Annotated in this window: 15 protein-coding genes and 4 tRNA genes; 15 read left to right on the top strand and 4 right to left on the bottom strand. The window is 61.9% G+C overall.

The genetic code is table 11. The features are described 5' to 3' along the window. Positions 1–68: 68 nt before the first annotated feature. Complete coding sequence (locus tag HMPREF3087_RS09685) at positions 69–557, bottom strand: YajQ family cyclic di-GMP-binding protein (RefSeq protein WP_019174611.1); 489 nt, start codon at positions 555–557, stop codon at positions 69–71. Between the two features lie 43 nt (positions 558–600). Further along, a complete protein-coding gene (locus HMPREF3087_RS09680) occupies positions 601–1,371 on the bottom strand; it encodes an ABC transporter permease (RefSeq protein ID WP_070428959.1) in 771 nt (256 codons plus the stop codon). A 146-nt stretch (positions 1,372–1,517) separates the two neighbouring features. Between HMPREF3087_RS09680 and HMPREF3087_RS09675 the strand changes: the two genes are divergently transcribed. The 15 genes from HMPREF3087_RS09675 (at position 1,518) to rplL (ending at position 10,327) form a co-directional block, all read left to right on the top strand. Next, positions 1,518–1,599, top strand: a tRNA-Tyr gene (locus tag HMPREF3087_RS09675). A gap of 186 nt (positions 1,600–1,785) precedes the next feature. Further along, positions 1,786–3,123, top strand: coding sequence for an NADP-specific glutamate dehydrogenase (gene gdhA / locus HMPREF3087_RS09670; protein ID WP_082784612.1), 1,338 nt, complete (start codon positions 1,786–1,788; stop codon positions 3,121–3,123). Then, positions 3,123–3,914 carry a glycerophosphodiester phosphodiesterase gene (locus HMPREF3087_RS09665; RefSeq protein WP_083272139.1) on the top strand — a complete coding sequence of 264 codons (792 nt, stop codon included), beginning with the start codon at positions 3,123–3,125 and terminating at the stop codon, positions 3,912–3,914. The genes gdhA and HMPREF3087_RS09665 overlap by 1 nt, the downstream gene beginning before the upstream one ends. Before the next feature lie 94 nt (positions 3,915–4,008). After that, positions 4,009–4,081: transfer RNA gene (locus HMPREF3087_RS09660), tRNA-Thr, on the top strand. Positions 4,082–4,107: 26 nt separating this feature from the next. Beyond that, positions 4,108–4,181: transfer RNA gene (locus HMPREF3087_RS09655), tRNA-Met, on the top strand. 143 nt (positions 4,182–4,324) lie between these two features. Further along, complete coding sequence (locus HMPREF3087_RS09650) at positions 4,325–4,774, top strand: FAS1-like dehydratase domain-containing protein (protein ID WP_070428957.1); 450 nt, start codon at positions 4,325–4,327, stop codon at positions 4,772–4,774. Beyond that, positions 4,767–5,225 (top strand): MaoC family dehydratase, encoded by a 459-nt coding sequence (locus HMPREF3087_RS09645; protein WP_061940624.1) that lies wholly within the window; start codon positions 4,767–4,769, stop codon positions 5,223–5,225. The genes HMPREF3087_RS09650 and HMPREF3087_RS09645 overlap by 8 nt, the downstream gene beginning before the upstream one ends. Next, positions 5,222–6,298: a UDP-N-acetylmuramate dehydrogenase gene (locus tag HMPREF3087_RS09640; protein WP_070428956.1), complete on the top strand. Its 1,077-nt coding sequence runs from the start codon at positions 5,222–5,224 to the stop codon at positions 6,296–6,298. Before HMPREF3087_RS09645 ends, HMPREF3087_RS09640 begins: the two co-directional genes overlap by 4 nt. Before the next feature lie 113 nt (positions 6,299–6,411). Next, a tRNA-Trp gene (locus HMPREF3087_RS09635) sits at positions 6,412–6,484 on the top strand. Between the two features lie 63 nt (positions 6,485–6,547). Next, complete coding sequence (secE, locus tag HMPREF3087_RS09630; protein WP_019174618.1) at positions 6,548–6,805, top strand: preprotein translocase subunit SecE; 258 nt, start codon at positions 6,548–6,550, stop codon at positions 6,803–6,805. A gap of 66 nt (positions 6,806–6,871) precedes the next feature. Further along, positions 6,872–7,597: a transcription termination/antitermination protein NusG gene (nusG, locus tag HMPREF3087_RS09625; protein WP_019174619.1), complete on the top strand. Its 726-nt coding sequence runs from the start codon at positions 6,872–6,874 to the stop codon at positions 7,595–7,597. Positions 7,598–7,837: 240 nt separating this feature from the next. Then, complete coding sequence (gene rplK, locus HMPREF3087_RS09620; protein WP_019174620.1) at positions 7,838–8,275, top strand: 50S ribosomal protein L11; 438 nt, start codon at positions 7,838–7,840, stop codon at positions 8,273–8,275. Positions 8,276–8,338: 63 nt separating this feature from the next. After that, positions 8,339–9,031 (top strand): 50S ribosomal protein L1, encoded by a 693-nt coding sequence (gene rplA / locus HMPREF3087_RS09615; protein ID WP_019174621.1) that lies wholly within the window; start codon positions 8,339–8,341, stop codon positions 9,029–9,031. Between the two features lie 309 nt (positions 9,032–9,340). After that, entirely contained in the window at positions 9,341–9,865 is a 525-nt protein-coding gene (gene rplJ, locus HMPREF3087_RS09610) for a 50S ribosomal protein L10 (protein WP_019174622.1), read from the top strand. A 72-nt stretch (positions 9,866–9,937) separates the two neighbouring features. Beyond that, the gene (gene rplL / locus HMPREF3087_RS09605) at positions 9,938–10,327 is read left to right on the top strand and encodes a 50S ribosomal protein L7/L12 (protein ID WP_019174623.1); all 390 of its coding nucleotides are present in this window, start codon (positions 9,938–9,940) and stop codon (positions 10,325–10,327) included. Between the two features lie 88 nt (positions 10,328–10,415). Here the strand turns inward: rplL and HMPREF3087_RS09600 are convergent, their stop codons facing one another. Together HMPREF3087_RS09600 and HMPREF3087_RS09595 are read right to left on the bottom strand one after the other, a co-directional pair. Further along, entirely contained in the window at positions 10,416–11,198 is a 783-nt protein-coding gene (locus tag HMPREF3087_RS09600) for an MBL fold metallo-hydrolase (RefSeq protein WP_070428955.1), read from the bottom strand. Positions 11,199–11,222: 24 nt separating this feature from the next. Continuing rightward, positions 11,223–14,840 (bottom strand): hypothetical protein, encoded by a 3,618-nt coding sequence (locus tag HMPREF3087_RS09595; protein ID WP_141738926.1) that lies wholly within the window; start codon positions 14,838–14,840, stop codon positions 11,223–11,225. Positions 14,841–14,982: the final 142 nt, after the last annotated feature.

Genomic DNA, 14,982 nt, shown 5'->3' with positions numbered 1-14,982 from the left:
AGGCGGAATTCCGCCTCGCCCTCTGTGTTCCGGCTGCCGGTGGCGCGGCTTGCGCTCACCTGGAACCGTCAGCGGTAGTTGACGAACTGCAGGTCGACGTCGAGGTCCTTGCCCTTGAGCAGAGCGATGACAGCCTGAAGATCGTCGCGCTTCTTTGAGGAGACGCGCAGTTCGTCGCCCTGGATCTGCGGCTTGACGCCCTTGGGGCCTTCCTCGCGGATGATCTTGGAGATCTCCTTCGCGGTCTTCTGTTCGATGCCCTCCTTGATGGCCGCTTCGATCCGGTACTCCTTGCCGGACGCAAAGGGATCGCCGGCATCGAGCGACTTCAGCGAAATGCCGCGGCGGACCAGTTTGGACTGGAAGACGTCGAGAACAGCCAAAACGCGCTCTTCTGAATTGGCCTTCATGAGGACCTTTTCGCCAGACCACTCGATTGAGGGGTCCACACCCTTGAAGTCGTAGCGGGAGTGGATTTCCTTCGCCGCCTGGTTGAGAGCGTTGTCCGCTTCCTGCTTGTCGACCTTGCTGACAATGTCAAAGCTTGAATCAGCCATCAGTGCCTCCTAGTTCGTCAACGAATCGACCACAGTCTAAGCGTTAGTCGCTGTCGAACACGGGCTTCTTGGCGCGCGGCGCCAGCGTTGTGGTGATCGTGATCGACACGACCGTCCCGGCAGTCATGATGCCGATGAGCACGAACATCTGGAACAGCCCCGCCTCGTACGGAGGAGACCCGCCGAAGAGCGCTCCGACAAAAGCACCCGGCAGCGTGACCAGCCCCGTCGTGCGGGTCTTGTCGACGTTCGGAACAAGAGCCGAGTACACGGCCTCACGCCCCAGCTGAGCAGTCGCCTGCCGGGGAGTGGCGCCGAGAGCCAGCCACGCCTCGACCTCGGGCCAGCGGTCATGGAGAAGAGAGCGCAGACGCTGGACCGTGAGAGTTGAGAACGTCATGCAGTTGCCGATGACGATTCCGCCGAGTGCCAGCAGATACGACGGGGAGAACTCGAGGCCGCGCAGACCGAACACCGTCAGCAGGGTGACAGCGGTGCCTGTGAACATCCCGATTCCGATGACCGCGGCAGTGCGCCTAAGACCGACCGACTCACCAAGGGCGCGAGCGCGCTTAAACGCGGCCCTCCAGGCGACCGCGAACATGACGAAGAGGAAGACGACAACCCAGCCGATGGATGTGAGCGCACCGGTGAGCACGAACGCGAGCACGGCCAGCTGCACGGTTCCGCGGAGAACGGCGTAGGCAGATGACCACGGAGCGCGGATGCGGGCAGCCAGCAGCAGCCCGGTGAGCAGGGCAAGAAGAACGACTGCCGCGGGCAGAGCGGTCAGAAGATCAGGAACGACGGACACACCGCGAAGTGTAGTCGGAAGACGCACAGGCAGTGCTCGGTCTGCGATGAGGCGAGCGGTGGTGTTGGGCCGAGACAGGATTTCGCTTTTCACCTTCGAGCGTCTATAGTGTTACGAGTGCTCAGCCGAAAGCAGAGCATAATCCCGGCAGATTGCCCGAGCGGCCAAAGGGATCTGACTGTAAATCAGACGGCATTGCCTTCGAAGGTTCGAATCCTTCATCTGCCACAGCCAAAAGGCTCCGACCACGCGGTCGGGGCCTTTTCTGCATCTGTGAACACAACATCCGCGAATGAAGTGGTCCAAATCATGGTCGCATGCACATGGATCCAGGCGGAGGAATATTATTCGGTTGAGACCGCCACACGGTCCGGCCCATTCGGGGCCCGATGCGAGGGGAGATACCGCGTGCCATTGGAGACGATTGACGACCTGCAGGAAAAGGTCATTGCCCGCAACCCGGCAGAACCCGAGTTCCACCAGGCTGTCCGCGAAGTCCTCAGCTCGCTGCGCGCACTGGGCAACCGCCATCCGGAATACGCTGATGCGCGAATCGTTGCGCAGATGTGCGAACCAGAGCGCCAGCTGATCTTCCGCGTCCCATGGGTTGATGACAAGGGTCAGGTGCAGGTCAACCGAGGTTTCCGCGTTGAGTTCAACTCAGCACTCGGGCCCTACAAGGGCGGCTTGCGCTTCCACCCGTCGGTCAACCTCGGCATCATCAAGTTTTTGGGGTTTGAGCAGATCTTCAAGAACTCCCTGACCGGCCTGCCTATTGGCGGCGGCAAGGGTGGAGCTGACTTCGATCCGCACGGGAAGTCCGATGACGAAGTCATGCGCTTCTGTCAGTCGTTCATGACTGAGCTGTACCGCTATCTGGGTGAATACACCGACGTCCCGGCTGGTGACATTGGGGTTGGGTCCCGTGAGATCGGCTATCTGTTCGGCCAGTACAAGCGGATCACCAACCGCTACGAATCCGGTGTGCTCACCGGCAAGGGACTGTCCTGGGGCGGTTCGCTGGTCCGCACCGAGGCCACCGGCTACGGCTGTGCGATTTTCGCCGGCGAAATGCTTGCCAGCATCGGCGGGTCTTTTGACGGTGCGCGGGTCGGTGTTTCCGGGTCTGGAAACGTGGCGATCTACGCAATCGAGAAGGTTCACCAGTTGGGCGGTCTGGCTGTTACCGCCAGCGACTCCGGTGGCTATGTCTACGACCCCGACGGCATCGACCTTGACCTGCTCAAGCAGATCAAACTGGAAGAGCGCGGTCGCATCAGCGAATACGCGCAGCGCCGCGGCGGGAACGCGAAGTACGTCAAGAACGGCTGCGTGTGGGAAGTCCCGATGGACATCGCGCTGCCGTGTGCCACGCAGAACGAGCTCGACGGTAAGTCGGCCGCGAAGCTGGTGAAGAACGGTCTGCGCGTTGTTGCGGAAGGCGCGAACATGCCGTGTACGCACGATGCGGTTGCCATCTTCGCCGATGCCGGGGTGCCGTACGGCCCGGGCAAGGCGGCCAACGCCGGTGGTGTTGCGACTTCTGCGCTGGAAATGCAGCAGAACGCTGAACGTGACTCGTGGACGTTTGAGTACACGGAGGCGCGTTTGACGCAGATTATGAAGAACATCCACGAAACCTGCTTGGCTACGGCTGACAAGTACAACCACCCCGGCAACTACGCGATGGGGGCGAACATTGCCGGCTTCCGCAAGGTTGCCGATGCGATGCTCGCTTTTGGGGTGGTGTGATGTTCACGCAGTTCCTGCAGGACCGGGGCATTGACAGGGTGCCCGGCCGAGGCGGTAAGCCCTGGGCGATTGCGCACAGGGGCTATTCGGGGGCGGTTCCCGAGAACACGATGGCCGCAATCGATGCTGCGCGTGCTCTTGAGGCCGACTTCATTGAGATCGATGTGCACTTGAGTGCTGACGGCACCCCGCTGGTGCTGCACGACCCCACGCTGAACCGCACCACTGATGCGTCCGGTGCTGTTGCGAACCTGTCGGATGAGCAGATCTCTTTGGCCGATGCTGGATCGTGGCTTGGTCCGGGTTTTGCCGGGCAGCGGATTCCGCATTTGGATGCTGTTCTGTACAGCATGTCTTTCCGAGGCGGCTGGCTGCTGCTGGAATTGAAGGGCGACTGGGAGGCCGGGGGAGTAGCCGCTGTCGTCGACCTGATCACCCAGCACGGGATGGCAGACCGCGTGGTTCTGCAGAGCTTTTCGCAGCACACCCTGCACAACTGTCAGGCGATCGCCGGGCACATTCCGCGGATTCTTCTGCGGGTGGTGCCGAAAGAGGGCGATGTCGAGCTTGTGCAGCGCCTTGAGGGGATCGGCTACGCGCCGTCGTTCCGCGGCTTCAAATCGCGCCGTGAACTGGTTGAGGAGATCCGCGAACTTGACCTGTGCGTCAATGTGCATACGGTTGATGCTCCCGAAGGCTGGGATGCGCTTCTGTCGGCTGGTGTCAGCGGGATCATCACGAACCAGTTGGGACGCCTGCAGGGCTATCTGACCGCGAAGTTTGACGTGTGAGCCGCCGGGTCAGCGCCTGTGACGAAGGTCTCGGTCTAATCCCTCTGTGCGGATTTTGCATTCGCGATTCTGATGTGTAAAGTTAGTTCCCGTTGCCCCAATAGCTCAGTCGGCAGAGCGTTTCCATGGTAAGGAAAAGGTCAAGGGTTCGATTCCCTTTTGGGGCTCTGGTGTAGTCACCGCGCTGCACTGTGGCGGGGTAGCTCAGGTGGTTAGAGCGCACGACTCATAATCGTGAGGTCGCGGGATCGAGCCCCGCTCCCGCTACTTGTCTAAGGCTTCCAGCAGATTTCTGTTGGGAGCCTTTTTCTATGCCCGAACGCGGGAAGACGAGTGTGCCGCAGAATGGCCTGTCTGCTTTCCGCGTCACCAAGACCGCCTAGACTTGATCCCTGAACGAGGAGGAAACTATGGCAGTCAACACCGAGCTGCAGGGTGCCGAATACCGCCTTCCGCAGCCGTACGTGGTTTCACGCGAAGCCATCGCCGAATTCGCCCGCGCCACAGGCGCCGAACACCCGGCCCACACAGATATAGACGCGGCTCGGGAAGCCGGATACGCCGACCTTGTCGCCCCGCCGACCTTCGCGGTCATCCCAGCTCAGCGCTCAGAACAGCGCTACATCCTCGATGAAAACTCCGGCATCGACTTTTCCCGCGTAGTCCATGGCGGAGAGCAGTTCACCTACAGCCGGCCGATCGTCGCCGGCGACGAACTCGAATGCGTCACCCACGTCGACGGCCTGCGCGAAGCCGGCGGTCACGCCATGATCACCACCCGAACCGAGCTCACCGCAGCGGGCGACCACGTTGCCACCGTGACCTCAACCATTGTTGTACGAGGAGGCGACGATGACTGACACCTCGAAAGCTCCGGTCCTGACAGAACTCGAAGTCGGCCAGGAAGTGCTCAACCGCACCATCCCGATCTCACGAGCAGACCTGGTCCGCTACGCGGGAGCCTCCGGCGACTACAACACCATCCACTGGAACGAACGCTTCGCAAAAGAAGTCGGCCTGCCCAACGTAATCGCACACGGCATGCTCACCATGGCCCTGGCCGTCGGACCGATCACCCAGTGGGCCGGCAACCCGGGTGCCGTCATCGACTACCGCACACGCTTCACCAAGCCCGTCGTTGTGCCGGACGCCGAAAACGGATCACCCGAACAGCCCACAGTTGAGCTCGCAGTCACAGCGACAGTAGGCGCAGTAGACGAAGACAACGGCACAGTCCGGCTCGACGTCAACGTCACAGCAGAAGACACCTCGGTCCTCGGTCGCACCCAGGTCAAGGTGCGCCTGGCATGAGCACACCCATCAACCTTGCCGAGTACACCACCCTGAGGATCGGCGGCCCCGCTGCCAATGCAGAAATCCTCACCACCGAAAACGAACTCGTAGCATTCGCAGACGACTACCGCCTGCAAGACGGGCCCGCACTGCTGGTCGGCGGCGGTTCCAACCTCGTGGTCTCCGATGACGGCTTTGCAGGTCCCGTGGGCATCATCCGCACGGAAGGCGTCCAACTGGAACGCGGCCGCGGCACCGCGCGCGCAACGGCCCACGCCGGTGAAGACTGGGACAGCTTCGTCGCCTGGACCATTGAACAGGGCCTCACCGGCCTGGAACCGCTGTCCGGGATACCCGGGTCCGTGGGCGCGACACCCGTGCAGAACGTAGGAGCCTACGGCGCCGAGGTGTCTTCCACGATCGAATCGGTATACCTTTTCGACCGCGAGTTCGGCCGCACCCTGATTGTGCGCAAAGCAGAGCTCGAATTCGGCTACCGCACGTCGGTCCTCAAGCGCACAGCGCACCACCACGGACAGCCGCGCTACGTGGTGCTCTCCGTGACCTTCAACCTGCCGAAAGCCAGCGGAACCGGGGGAGTGCCCATCAAGTACGCCCAGCTGGCCAACACTCTCGGCGTAGAAGTCGACGACACCGCGAGCCCCACCGCGGTGCGCGAAGCCGTGCTTGAACTGCGCAGCTCAAAGGGCATGGTGCTGGACGCCGAAGATCATGACACGTGGTCGGCTGGATCGTTCTTCACCAATCCGATCCTCGACGTCGAACAGGTGGCACTGCCGGAAGGAGCCCCACGCTATCCGGTCGTGGACCCCAGCACGGGCAAAGACGACCCCTCGGTGGTCAAAACCTCGGCGGCGTGGCTCATTGAGCAGGCGGGTTTTGCCAAAGGCTTCCGACTCGACGGCTCCAAGGCTGCACTGTCGAGCAAGCACACCCTGGCGCTGACCAACACGGGAGGTGCCCAGGCACAGGAAATCATCGAACTGGCGCGGCACATCCGCGATGGCGTGCAGGGCCGATTCGGGATCACACTGGTACCCGAACCGAACCTCGTGGGCCTGGAACTGTAGGCGAAAGCCGGTTCAGTTCGACGCGAGCACACCGAACGGCTAATATGTTGTGTCGGTGACGCCCCGTTTCCATCAGTCGCAGCAATGCGGCTATGATGAACCGGTGCTCGCTTAGGGGTGTGGCGCAATTGGTAGCGCAACGGTCTCCAAAACCGTAGGTTGCAGGTTCGAGTCCTGTCACCCCTGCTCTTACCCGGCGCGGCCGGGAAAGCCCGAAGGTCGGGAACGCAGACGGAAGAATGAGGACGAGTGGCTGAATCTCAGGCAAACTCCGAAACAGCGCAGAAGAAGCAGGGCTTCTTCGGCGCCATCATTCAGTTCATTCGCGAAGTCTTCGACCAGCTGAAAAAGGTTGTCACTCCCAGCCGCAAGGAGCTGCTCAACTACACGCTCGTCGTTCTGGGCTTCGTGGCTCTCATGATGGTGCTTGTGACCATCCTCGACTTCGTGTTCGGCAAACTTGCCGGATTCATCTTCGCGGGCTCGCCGCTGTGGCCGCTCTGGTAACACCCAAGTACAGCTGAACCACTGAACACGACCCGCGCCGCCGACCGCGAAAACAAAGGAGAATCGGTGTCTGAAAACACTCCGGAAAACGTCGAAGCCGAACAGGCAGAGAACTTCGACCCCGCAACGGGCGAAATTGCCGACGGCGTGGACGCTGCAGACCAGCAGTCTGCACCGGAAGTCGACCCGTTCGAAGAGTTCAAATCCGACCTTCGCATGAAGGACGGCGACTGGTACGTCATCCACTCCTACGCGGGCTACGAAAACCGCGTCAAGGTCAACCTGGAAAACCGTGCGGTATCGCTCAACGCAGAAGACGAAATCTTCGAAATCCAGGTGCCGATGGAAGAAGTCGTCGAAATCAAGAACGGTCAGCGCAAGACCGTTCGCCGCGTGCGCGTGCCCGGCTACGTGCTCGTCCGCATGGAACTCACTGACGAATCGTGGGGCGTCGTCCGCCACACCCCCGGCGTCACCGGCTTCGTGGGCAACGCGTACGACCCGATCCCACTGAGCATCGACGAGGTCGCCGGCATGCTCGCCCCGATCTTCGAAGAACAGCAGGCAGAAGCGGCGAAGGCCGCCGGCGAACAGGCCGCAGCAGACGGCACGCCCATCGAAACCGAATTCGAAATCGGCGAATCCGTCATGGTCAAGGAAGGCTCCTTCGAAGGCCAGCCTGCAACCATTCAGGAAATCCGCCCCGAACAGCAGAAGCTCACGGTTCTTCTGTCGATTTTCGAACGCGACGTTCCCGTGGAGCTCGGCTTCAACCAGGTCTCCAAGATCTGATCTTGTTCTTACGCTGAAAGCGGGTGCCCGGCTTAACGCCGGGCACCCGCTTTTGCTTCTGTTGGAAATGGCTGCCCAGCTGAGGCCTATGTGGTGCAGGGCACCCGCATTTAACAAAACCGGGCGAGCGTGGAATAATGTTGTGGTTTGGACTCCGTCCGCCCTCATCGGAGCGGACAACCGCGTCCAAAGCCCACGGCCCTTCTGACCGTGGGAACAACTACCAGATTAAGGACCAACATGGCACCCAAGAAAAAGGCTGTCGGTCTGATCAAGCTGCAGATCCAGGCGGGCGCTGCTAACCCGGCACCCCCGGTCGGTCCTGCCCTTGGTCAGCACGGCGTGAACATCATGGAATTCTGCAAGGCCTACAACGCGGCCACAGAATCCATGCGCGGCAACATCGTTCCGGTTGAAATCACCGTTTACGAAGACCGCTCGTTCGACTTCATCACCAAGACCCCGCCGGCTGCTCAGCTGATCAAGAAGGCAGCTGGACTGAAGTCGGGTTCGGCAACCCCGCACACCGTCAAGGTCGGTCACCTGACCGCTGACCAGGTGCGCGAAATCGCTGAAACCAAGATGCCTGACCTCAACGCGAACGACATCGACGCGGCCTCCAAGATCGTGGCCGGCACCGCTCGTTCCATGGGCATCACCACCGACATCAAGGCCTGATCAGGCATACCCAAACGTGGTAGGGCCGGCGCGGCCCGCACCACAACTGCAAGGAGATAGCAGATGGCAAAGCGCTCAAAGGCCTACAGGGCCGCAGCCGAAAAAATCGCGGCTGACACTAACTACACCCCGGACCAGGCAGTAGCCCTGGCCAAGGAAACCGCCGTTTCGAAGTTCGACTCGACCGTCGAAGTTGCATTCCGTCTGGGCGTCGACCCCCGCAAGGCCGACCAGATGGTGCGCGGCACCGTGAACCTCCCGCACGGCACCGGTAAGACCGCTACGGTCCTGGTGTTCGCAGCCGGAGACCGTGCTGAAGCTGCCCGTGAAGCAGGTGCTGACTACGTCGGCTCCGATGACCTGCTGGAAAAGGTGGCCGGAGGCTTCACTGACTTCGACGCTGCTGTTGCAACCCCGGACATGATGGGCAAGGTCGGCCGTCTGGGTAAGGTTCTGGGTCCCCGCGGACTCATGCCGAACCCCAAGACCGGCACCGTCACCATGGACGTCGCAAAGGCCGTCCAGGACATCAAGGGCGGCAAGATTGAGTTCCGTGTTGACAAGCACGCGAACCTGCACTTCATCATCGGAAAGGCTTCGTTCTCGGAAGACCAGCTGCGCGACAACTTCGCAGCCGCTGTCGAAGAGATCGCACGTCTGAAGCCATCGTCCTCCAAGGGTCGCTACGTCACCAAGGCGACGCTCACCACGACCAACGGTCCGGCCATCCCGCTGGACGTTGCCTCCCTGCGCTGATCCAGCGCCCAGGTGAGTAAGAGCGGAGCTCGTCTTCCCAGCGGGAAGGCGAGCTCCGCCTCGTAAGGGGCAGGATTTGCGTCTAAGCACCGTCCTGCTCTACTATTGAATCTGCCCAAGACCGTCGGTCTCGGAAAATGCCGCGCAAGCAGCAGGATCCGGCGAAGACTCACAAGAGTGACCCACGCAGGTGAGAACAAAGCTGAAAGCGCATAACCTGTGCTGTCAGTCGAACGCCAAGCGTTCCGCACCTGTATGCGGAGCGCTTTTTGTTTTGGGCAAACCAACAGATGTATTGAAAGGAATACCATGGCGAGGCTTGACAAGGCAGCCGCGGTAAAGGAGATCAAAAACCGTTTTGACAACTCCTCCGCTGCAGTGCTGACCGAGTACCGTGGTCTCACAGTGGGCGAAATGCAGGAACTGCGTCGTTCGCTGGGTGAGAACACCACCTACGCCGTGGTAAAGAACACGCTGACGGCCATCGCGGCTAAGGAAGCTGGAATTGACGCGTTCGACGGTCTGCTCAACGGCCCGACCGCCATCGCGTTCATCGAAGGCGAACCTGTTGACGCTGCGAAGGCCCTGCGGGACTTTGCCAAGGCGAATCCCAAGCTGGTCATCAAGGGCGGTTACTTCGACGGTGCTGCTCTTACAGCTGAGGATGTTTCGAAGCTGGCGGAACTCGAATCCCGCGAGGTGCTGCTTGCCAAGGCAGCCGGCGCTATGAAGGGCAGCCTCTACAAGGCCGCCTACACGTTCACCGCACCTGCCATCAAGGCAGTTCGCACCGTGGACGCTCTGCGCGCCAAGCAGGAATCGGAAGCCGCCTGAGCTTCATAACCACAACCCGGTTTTCCTACAGCCCAAAAGCTGTAGACCCATTAATGGAAGGACTTTGCCACAATGGCTAAGCTCACCCCCGAAGAGCTCATCGAAGCTTTCAAGGAACTGACCCTCATCGAACTCAACGACTTCGTCAAGAAGTTCGAAGAAGAGTTCGAAGTTGAAGCAGCTGCTCCGGTTGCTGCTGCAGCTGCTCCGGCTGCTGGCGGCGGCGACGCCGGTGCTGCCGCTGAAGAGAAGAGCGAATTCGACGTTGTCCTCGAATCCGCTGGCGACAAGAAGGTTCCGGTTATTAAGGAAGTCCGCGCTCTGACTTCGCTGGGCCTCAAGGAAGCCAAGGACCTCGTTGACTCGGCTCCGAAGCCGATCCTCGAAGGCGCTTCGAAGGAAGACGCTGAAAAGGCTAAGGAACAGCTCGAAGCTGCAGGCGCAACCGTCTCGCTGAAGTGATCATCGGTCACTGACTGTTCTACAGCGAACCCCCGGGATTTTTCCCGGGGGTTTTGCTGTTTCTGGACTCCCTCTTACGAGGCGCCGCTCACCTGATCCGCTTTGCCTCGCCGATGCTGGGCAGGTACGTGAACGGCTGGGCTTGACGGAGGCTCACCTCTGCATCACCAGCGTCAGGGTCAGCCAGCTGTGCTGCGACAGCCGCAACGTCGTCGGCCTGTGCTTGGACGAAGGCTCTGTCGACAGGTTCGCCGTGGCCGGGGCAGTAGACGCTGATCCCGTCGATCGCGAGAAGGTCCCGAAGGGTCTGTGCCCACGCGCTGGGCTGAGCGTCATCGCCGAATTGTGGAGGAGCGCCTTCTTCAATGAGGTCTCCCACGATGAGCACATCTGCCACCTGCAGGACGATGTCGCTTTCTGTGTGCCCGGAGTATTCGCGCACTGTGACCACTGTGCCGCCGAGGTCGATTGTGTCGCCGTGGGCAACGATTCGTGTGGGCTCGACGATGAGTTCGGTGGGATCGGCCGGGAGGTCCGGTTCGTCTGTCGCCGGCACTTCTGCCAGCTGAAGCCATGCGCTTGCGGCTTGATCGTGGGCGAAGCGCTCACTGGCTAAGAACTCGTCCACACCTTCGCCCTGCATGCGGGCGTTGCCGAAGAAATGGTCCCAGTGGTCGTGCGTGTTGAGCACGGAAATCGGCAAGCTGGTGACCGTACGGGCGGCTTTGAGGATGTGCGCTGCCTGCCGCGGCCCCGATCCGGTGTCGACCAGCAGTGCCCGGCTGGTGCCGACTGCAAGGTAGCTGTTCAGCGCGGCCGGGTCGGTTGTTATGACGTAGATGCCGGTCTGCTCTTCAGAACTGTCTGCCATGGTCCTCCTGTGTGCCCTTGAAGTCTACTGACCAGGGCCCCGAGGGCCGCCTTCGCGCCCGAAGCCCGGCCCCGGTGGGGGAGCAGTGTCTGGTTTGCCGCGACGAGAAGGCCGAGGCCCCTGCTGGGGTGGCTGTCCGGGCTGACGAGGTGGCTGCTGCTGGGGCGGCTGTCCGGGCTGACGAGCCGGCTGCCAGGGCGGCATCGGTCCTCGCGGGGGTGCTGTCGAGGGCTGCTGTCCCTGCGGGTGGGGCGTTTGCTGCGGCATGGGTGGCCCGGAGTGGCCCTGCTGCCACTGTGGCTGAACCTGTCCCTGCGGTTGAGGCTGCTGTGCCGGCCTGTGAGTCCGCTGTGGGGCAGAACCGGGATGTGCCTGGCCTCCCGGGTGGGGCTGGGGTGGCGCGCCCGGCTGAGGGGGTCCAGCAAATGCGGCCGGTGCGGGTTTTTCCTTTTTCGGCCGCAGCAGCATCCACACGACAACGCCGATGAGCATGAGCGCCAGAAGCACGAGAGCCAGCCAGACCAGATTGCGCAGGCCCCAGAACACCGCTGCGGCGCAGGCAGCGAGTCCCCACCACAGAGCCCATTGGCGGGATGTGAGCGCGCCGAGTACCAACAGTGCAACGTGGTCGGCCAGGAACAGCACAGTCAGCCAACCGGGGCCGGTCGTCGCCGCGGCTATTCCCGCCACCGTCAAGACCAGCCACGCAAGGAGGATCCGCAGGTCGAAGAGGTTGAAGAACTCATCTGTCGCAGGGAACTGGGCCTGTTGTTGCCTGCCGCGGCGGGCCAGATACAGAGCCCATGTGAGGGCGACGATGACGGGTACGTGCCACAGGACAACAAAGCGCGTGTCGATAAAACCGTCGATCACCAGCATGAGCGCGATAGCGCCAAGATAGGAGGCGCCTTCCTGGCATCCCAGCCGGTGCCTTGGATTCTTGAAGAAACGCGCGGCGCCAAACACCATGAGCGCAAGAATCGCGATCGTCGCTCCCGTTGCGGCGCGCTTGGGATCGTGCAGCCACGTTTCCTTGAATGTGACCAAGGGCAGTGAGAACAGTGCCATTACAAGCGCAAGCGCGGCGGTGATGAGAGAAGCCAACACTTTGCGGTGCAACAGGGCCAGAATCCAGTGACCGGCATAGGCAACGGCCCATGTGCCCCAGGCTGCAAGCAGCACCGTGAGTGAAAAGCTGGTTGTCAGTTCGCTGGATGCGAAGAGCAGACTGACAAACAGCGTCGCTCCCGCGGGCAGCTGCAGCCATTGAATGGACAGGCTCAGACTCATCCAGGCGATCGCAAGTGCGGTCAGGGCGAAGGCGATGGAAACCACTGCAAGCGGAAGACCTAAGAACCGGGTGATGAGAACGGCCCAGAGCGCGCCGGTGAAGATCAGCACCGGAACCGTGAGCAGATAGCGCCGGTTGGGCACCGCGGGGCACGTGCGGCGGAGGTAGGCGACGGCTGCCTGTGCTCCCGCGGCGGCGCAGGCAGCTGCAATGCCCGCCGTGATCATGACGACGGAGGCGCTGAACACCCGGCCGTCTTCGTTGAAGAAGGTGTGCCGAAGGAGTCCGGAGGCGGCAGAGGCCGCCCACACGATCGACAGGGCGTATGCCATCCACGACCGTCGGGTCCGGCCCCGCAGCCACAGGCGGTGCGACACGAGCCACAGGACAGCCGATCCGATGCCGGCCACCGGGATGAACAGCGCCGCGCTGTAGTTGGCTCCGGCAGAGAGGCTGATGATGAAGCCCAGCGCACCGGTCCCACCGAAGGCTGCGCACAGTGCTGTAAATGAAATGACAGCAGAGCGGAAGAAGAACGCCGCCCCAATGAAGATCGCAGTCGCCACCACGGAAGCCGCGAACAGCGCCCAGATCATCGGAGTCGAACTGTCCGACCACACAAGAAGCGTGAAGGGCAGGCCCCCGGCAATGCTGACGACGGTGGCAGAGATCATGGACACTGAGCGAAGCTGACGGCGCTGCCTGCCCGCTTTTGTGCGCGCAGCAAAAGTCAGCGCACCGTGGCCGACCACCATGACGGTGTTCAGCGTGAGTATTACTGCGCTGAAAGTCCAATCGGGCCCAAGCCTCGAAAAGCCCGTGCCCAGCAGGGGAGCGGCTGCAAGCGACACTGCGGATGTTGCCTGCAGGAAGGCAGAGTCTGCCCGCCAGGCCGCCCACGCGCAGATAATCCCTGCCAGCACCAAGAAGACTGCGATCAGCAGCAGCGGCAGCTGTACAGCATCGACTGCCGCGCCGAAATCATCAGGACGACCAGTGTCCTCATAGAACCTGATGATGGAGAAGGTCCTCCGCATGGCCGCCAGCGTCGACACCGTGAGGATCGTCGCGGAGATGTACAGCGAGATGAGCACGGTGAGCTTCCGGCCCTGCCGCACAAACATCGCAAAGGCGGCGGTTATGACGAGGATCTGCACGACTGAAGCGGCGATTCCTGCGGTCGAGACTGCCACCTCGCACACGGGCATGTATCGGCCGCCTTCGCCGAACGCTGGACTGCCGGAGGTACGGCACAGTGATCCCGTCAGTGTCGTGATGCCGATCGTGCTGGTCAGCAGTGCGGCACCGAGTGCGTAAGTCCAGCTGCGGCAGATGCCCAACACGATGTAGAACACCGTCAGCACCAGCCAGAAAACACCCTTCGCCCACGGTGAATCGTCAGGCAGGGTGATGAGCGCGCAGATTCCCGATGCCGGTGCGATGATCTGTCCCAACAGGACAAAGGGTCGCGCCCAGCGGACCTTCTGACCCCGCTCAGCCGAGAGGAAAGAGCGGAATCCGGCGGCACCTCGTGAGTGAGCAGTCCTGCGGCCCGTATACGGGCCCTCGAGAACGCGGCCGATGATGATGAACGCCATCGACACGATCACCAGGCCGACGCCGTAGTAGGCAAACGACGGTCCGCCGAAGTTGATCACCGACAGCACGGTCGAGCCGATGAACAGCAGACCAAACCACATGACGAGCTCAGACCGCAGCAGCGCTGCCGCAAGTGCGCAGCTGATCAGCCCAAGCACTGAAGCCACAAGCCACGCGGTTTTTGCCCCCGTGATGTCGAGGCCGCCCAGTGCGGCACCTGAAATCGGAAGCAGGACGAGGCCGACCGCTGTCAGAGCAATGCCAACAGGTTTCAGACGCGAAGACAGCAGGGCAATGCCAAGGCCTGCGCTGTAGGTGATGACGGCAACGCCGATGACCGTGATGGCCCGCAGCAGCGCATGCTGGGCGATGCCCACGAAGATGAACGCCGCGATCACGAGGAACGCAGCCGCAACCCCCAGCAGCAGGTTCGCGTAGAGGGCAACGTCATTGTTCGGCTGTGCCTGAGGTGCAGCAGCCGGGTAGGGCGGCCTGGCCGCTGGGTGCTGTGGGTGCGATGCCGGTGTTGGCGCGTGCGGATGTGCAGGCCGGTGCTGTGGTTGGGGTGGGGCGCTCGGCTGACGAGGTGGAACTGGGGGCTGGGTCGGAACTCCGGGCCGGGTTGGCGGCAGGGGAGCGGCGGCTCGGGCTTGGGCGCCGACCGGTATTCTCCGACTGTGCAGATAGGGCAGGACCAACTGAACAGCGCTGTATATGAGCGCGGCGAGCGCCGCCAAGAGCAGCAATGGCATCGAGCCGAGTGATGCGGGTATAAGCGGCAGGTTGTGCATCGGGCCTCCCAATAGATAGGCCCAGGTTAACGTGAAGCCCCTCACGTCTGCCGAACGAAACTGCCCCCGATTCCAATATTTTGGACGGTGACTATAGGTCACA

Source organism: Brevibacterium sp. HMSC22B09 (assembly GCF_001806795.1).
Classification (GTDB): domain Bacteria; phylum Actinomycetota; class Actinomycetes; order Actinomycetales; family Brevibacteriaceae; genus Brevibacterium; species Brevibacterium ravenspurgense.
The sequence above is the reverse complement of the archived record's forward strand: the minus strand, read 5'-3'. Positions and strand labels throughout refer to the sequence as shown.

Bases quoted from the DNA above. Each gene is read 5' to 3' on its own strand.
- HMPREF3087_RS09685 (WP_019174611.1), bottom strand. From the start codon at position 557: ATGGCTGATTCAAGCTTTGACATTGTCAGCAAGGTCGACAAGCAGGAA.
- HMPREF3087_RS09665 (WP_083272139.1), top strand. From the start codon at position 3,123: ATGTTCACGCAGTTCCTGCAGGACCGGGGCATTGACAGGGTGCCCGGC.
- HMPREF3087_RS09650 (WP_070428957.1), top strand. From the start codon at position 4,325: ATGGCAGTCAACACCGAGCTGCAGGGTGCCGAATACCGCCTTCCGCAG.
- HMPREF3087_RS09645 (WP_061940624.1), top strand. From the start codon at position 4,767: ATGACTGACACCTCGAAAGCTCCGGTCCTGACAGAACTCGAAGTCGGC.
- HMPREF3087_RS09640 (WP_070428956.1), top strand. From the start codon at position 5,222: ATGAGCACACCCATCAACCTTGCCGAGTACACCACCCTGAGGATCGGC.
- rplK (WP_019174620.1), top strand. From the start codon at position 7,838: ATGGCACCCAAGAAAAAGGCTGTCGGTCTGATCAAGCTGCAGATCCAG.
- rplA (WP_019174621.1), top strand. From the start codon at position 8,339: ATGGCAAAGCGCTCAAAGGCCTACAGGGCCGCAGCCGAAAAAATCGCG.
- rplJ (WP_019174622.1), top strand. From the start codon at position 9,341: ATGGCGAGGCTTGACAAGGCAGCCGCGGTAAAGGAGATCAAAAACCGT.
- rplL (WP_019174623.1), top strand. From the start codon at position 9,938: ATGGCTAAGCTCACCCCCGAAGAGCTCATCGAAGCTTTCAAGGAACTG.
- HMPREF3087_RS09600 (WP_070428955.1), bottom strand. From the start codon at position 11,198: ATGGCAGACAGTTCTGAAGAGCAGACCGGCATCTACGTCATAACAACC.
- HMPREF3087_RS09595 (WP_141738926.1), bottom strand. From the start codon at position 14,840: ATGCCATTGCTGCTCTTGGCGGCGCTCGCCGCGCTCATATACAGCGCT.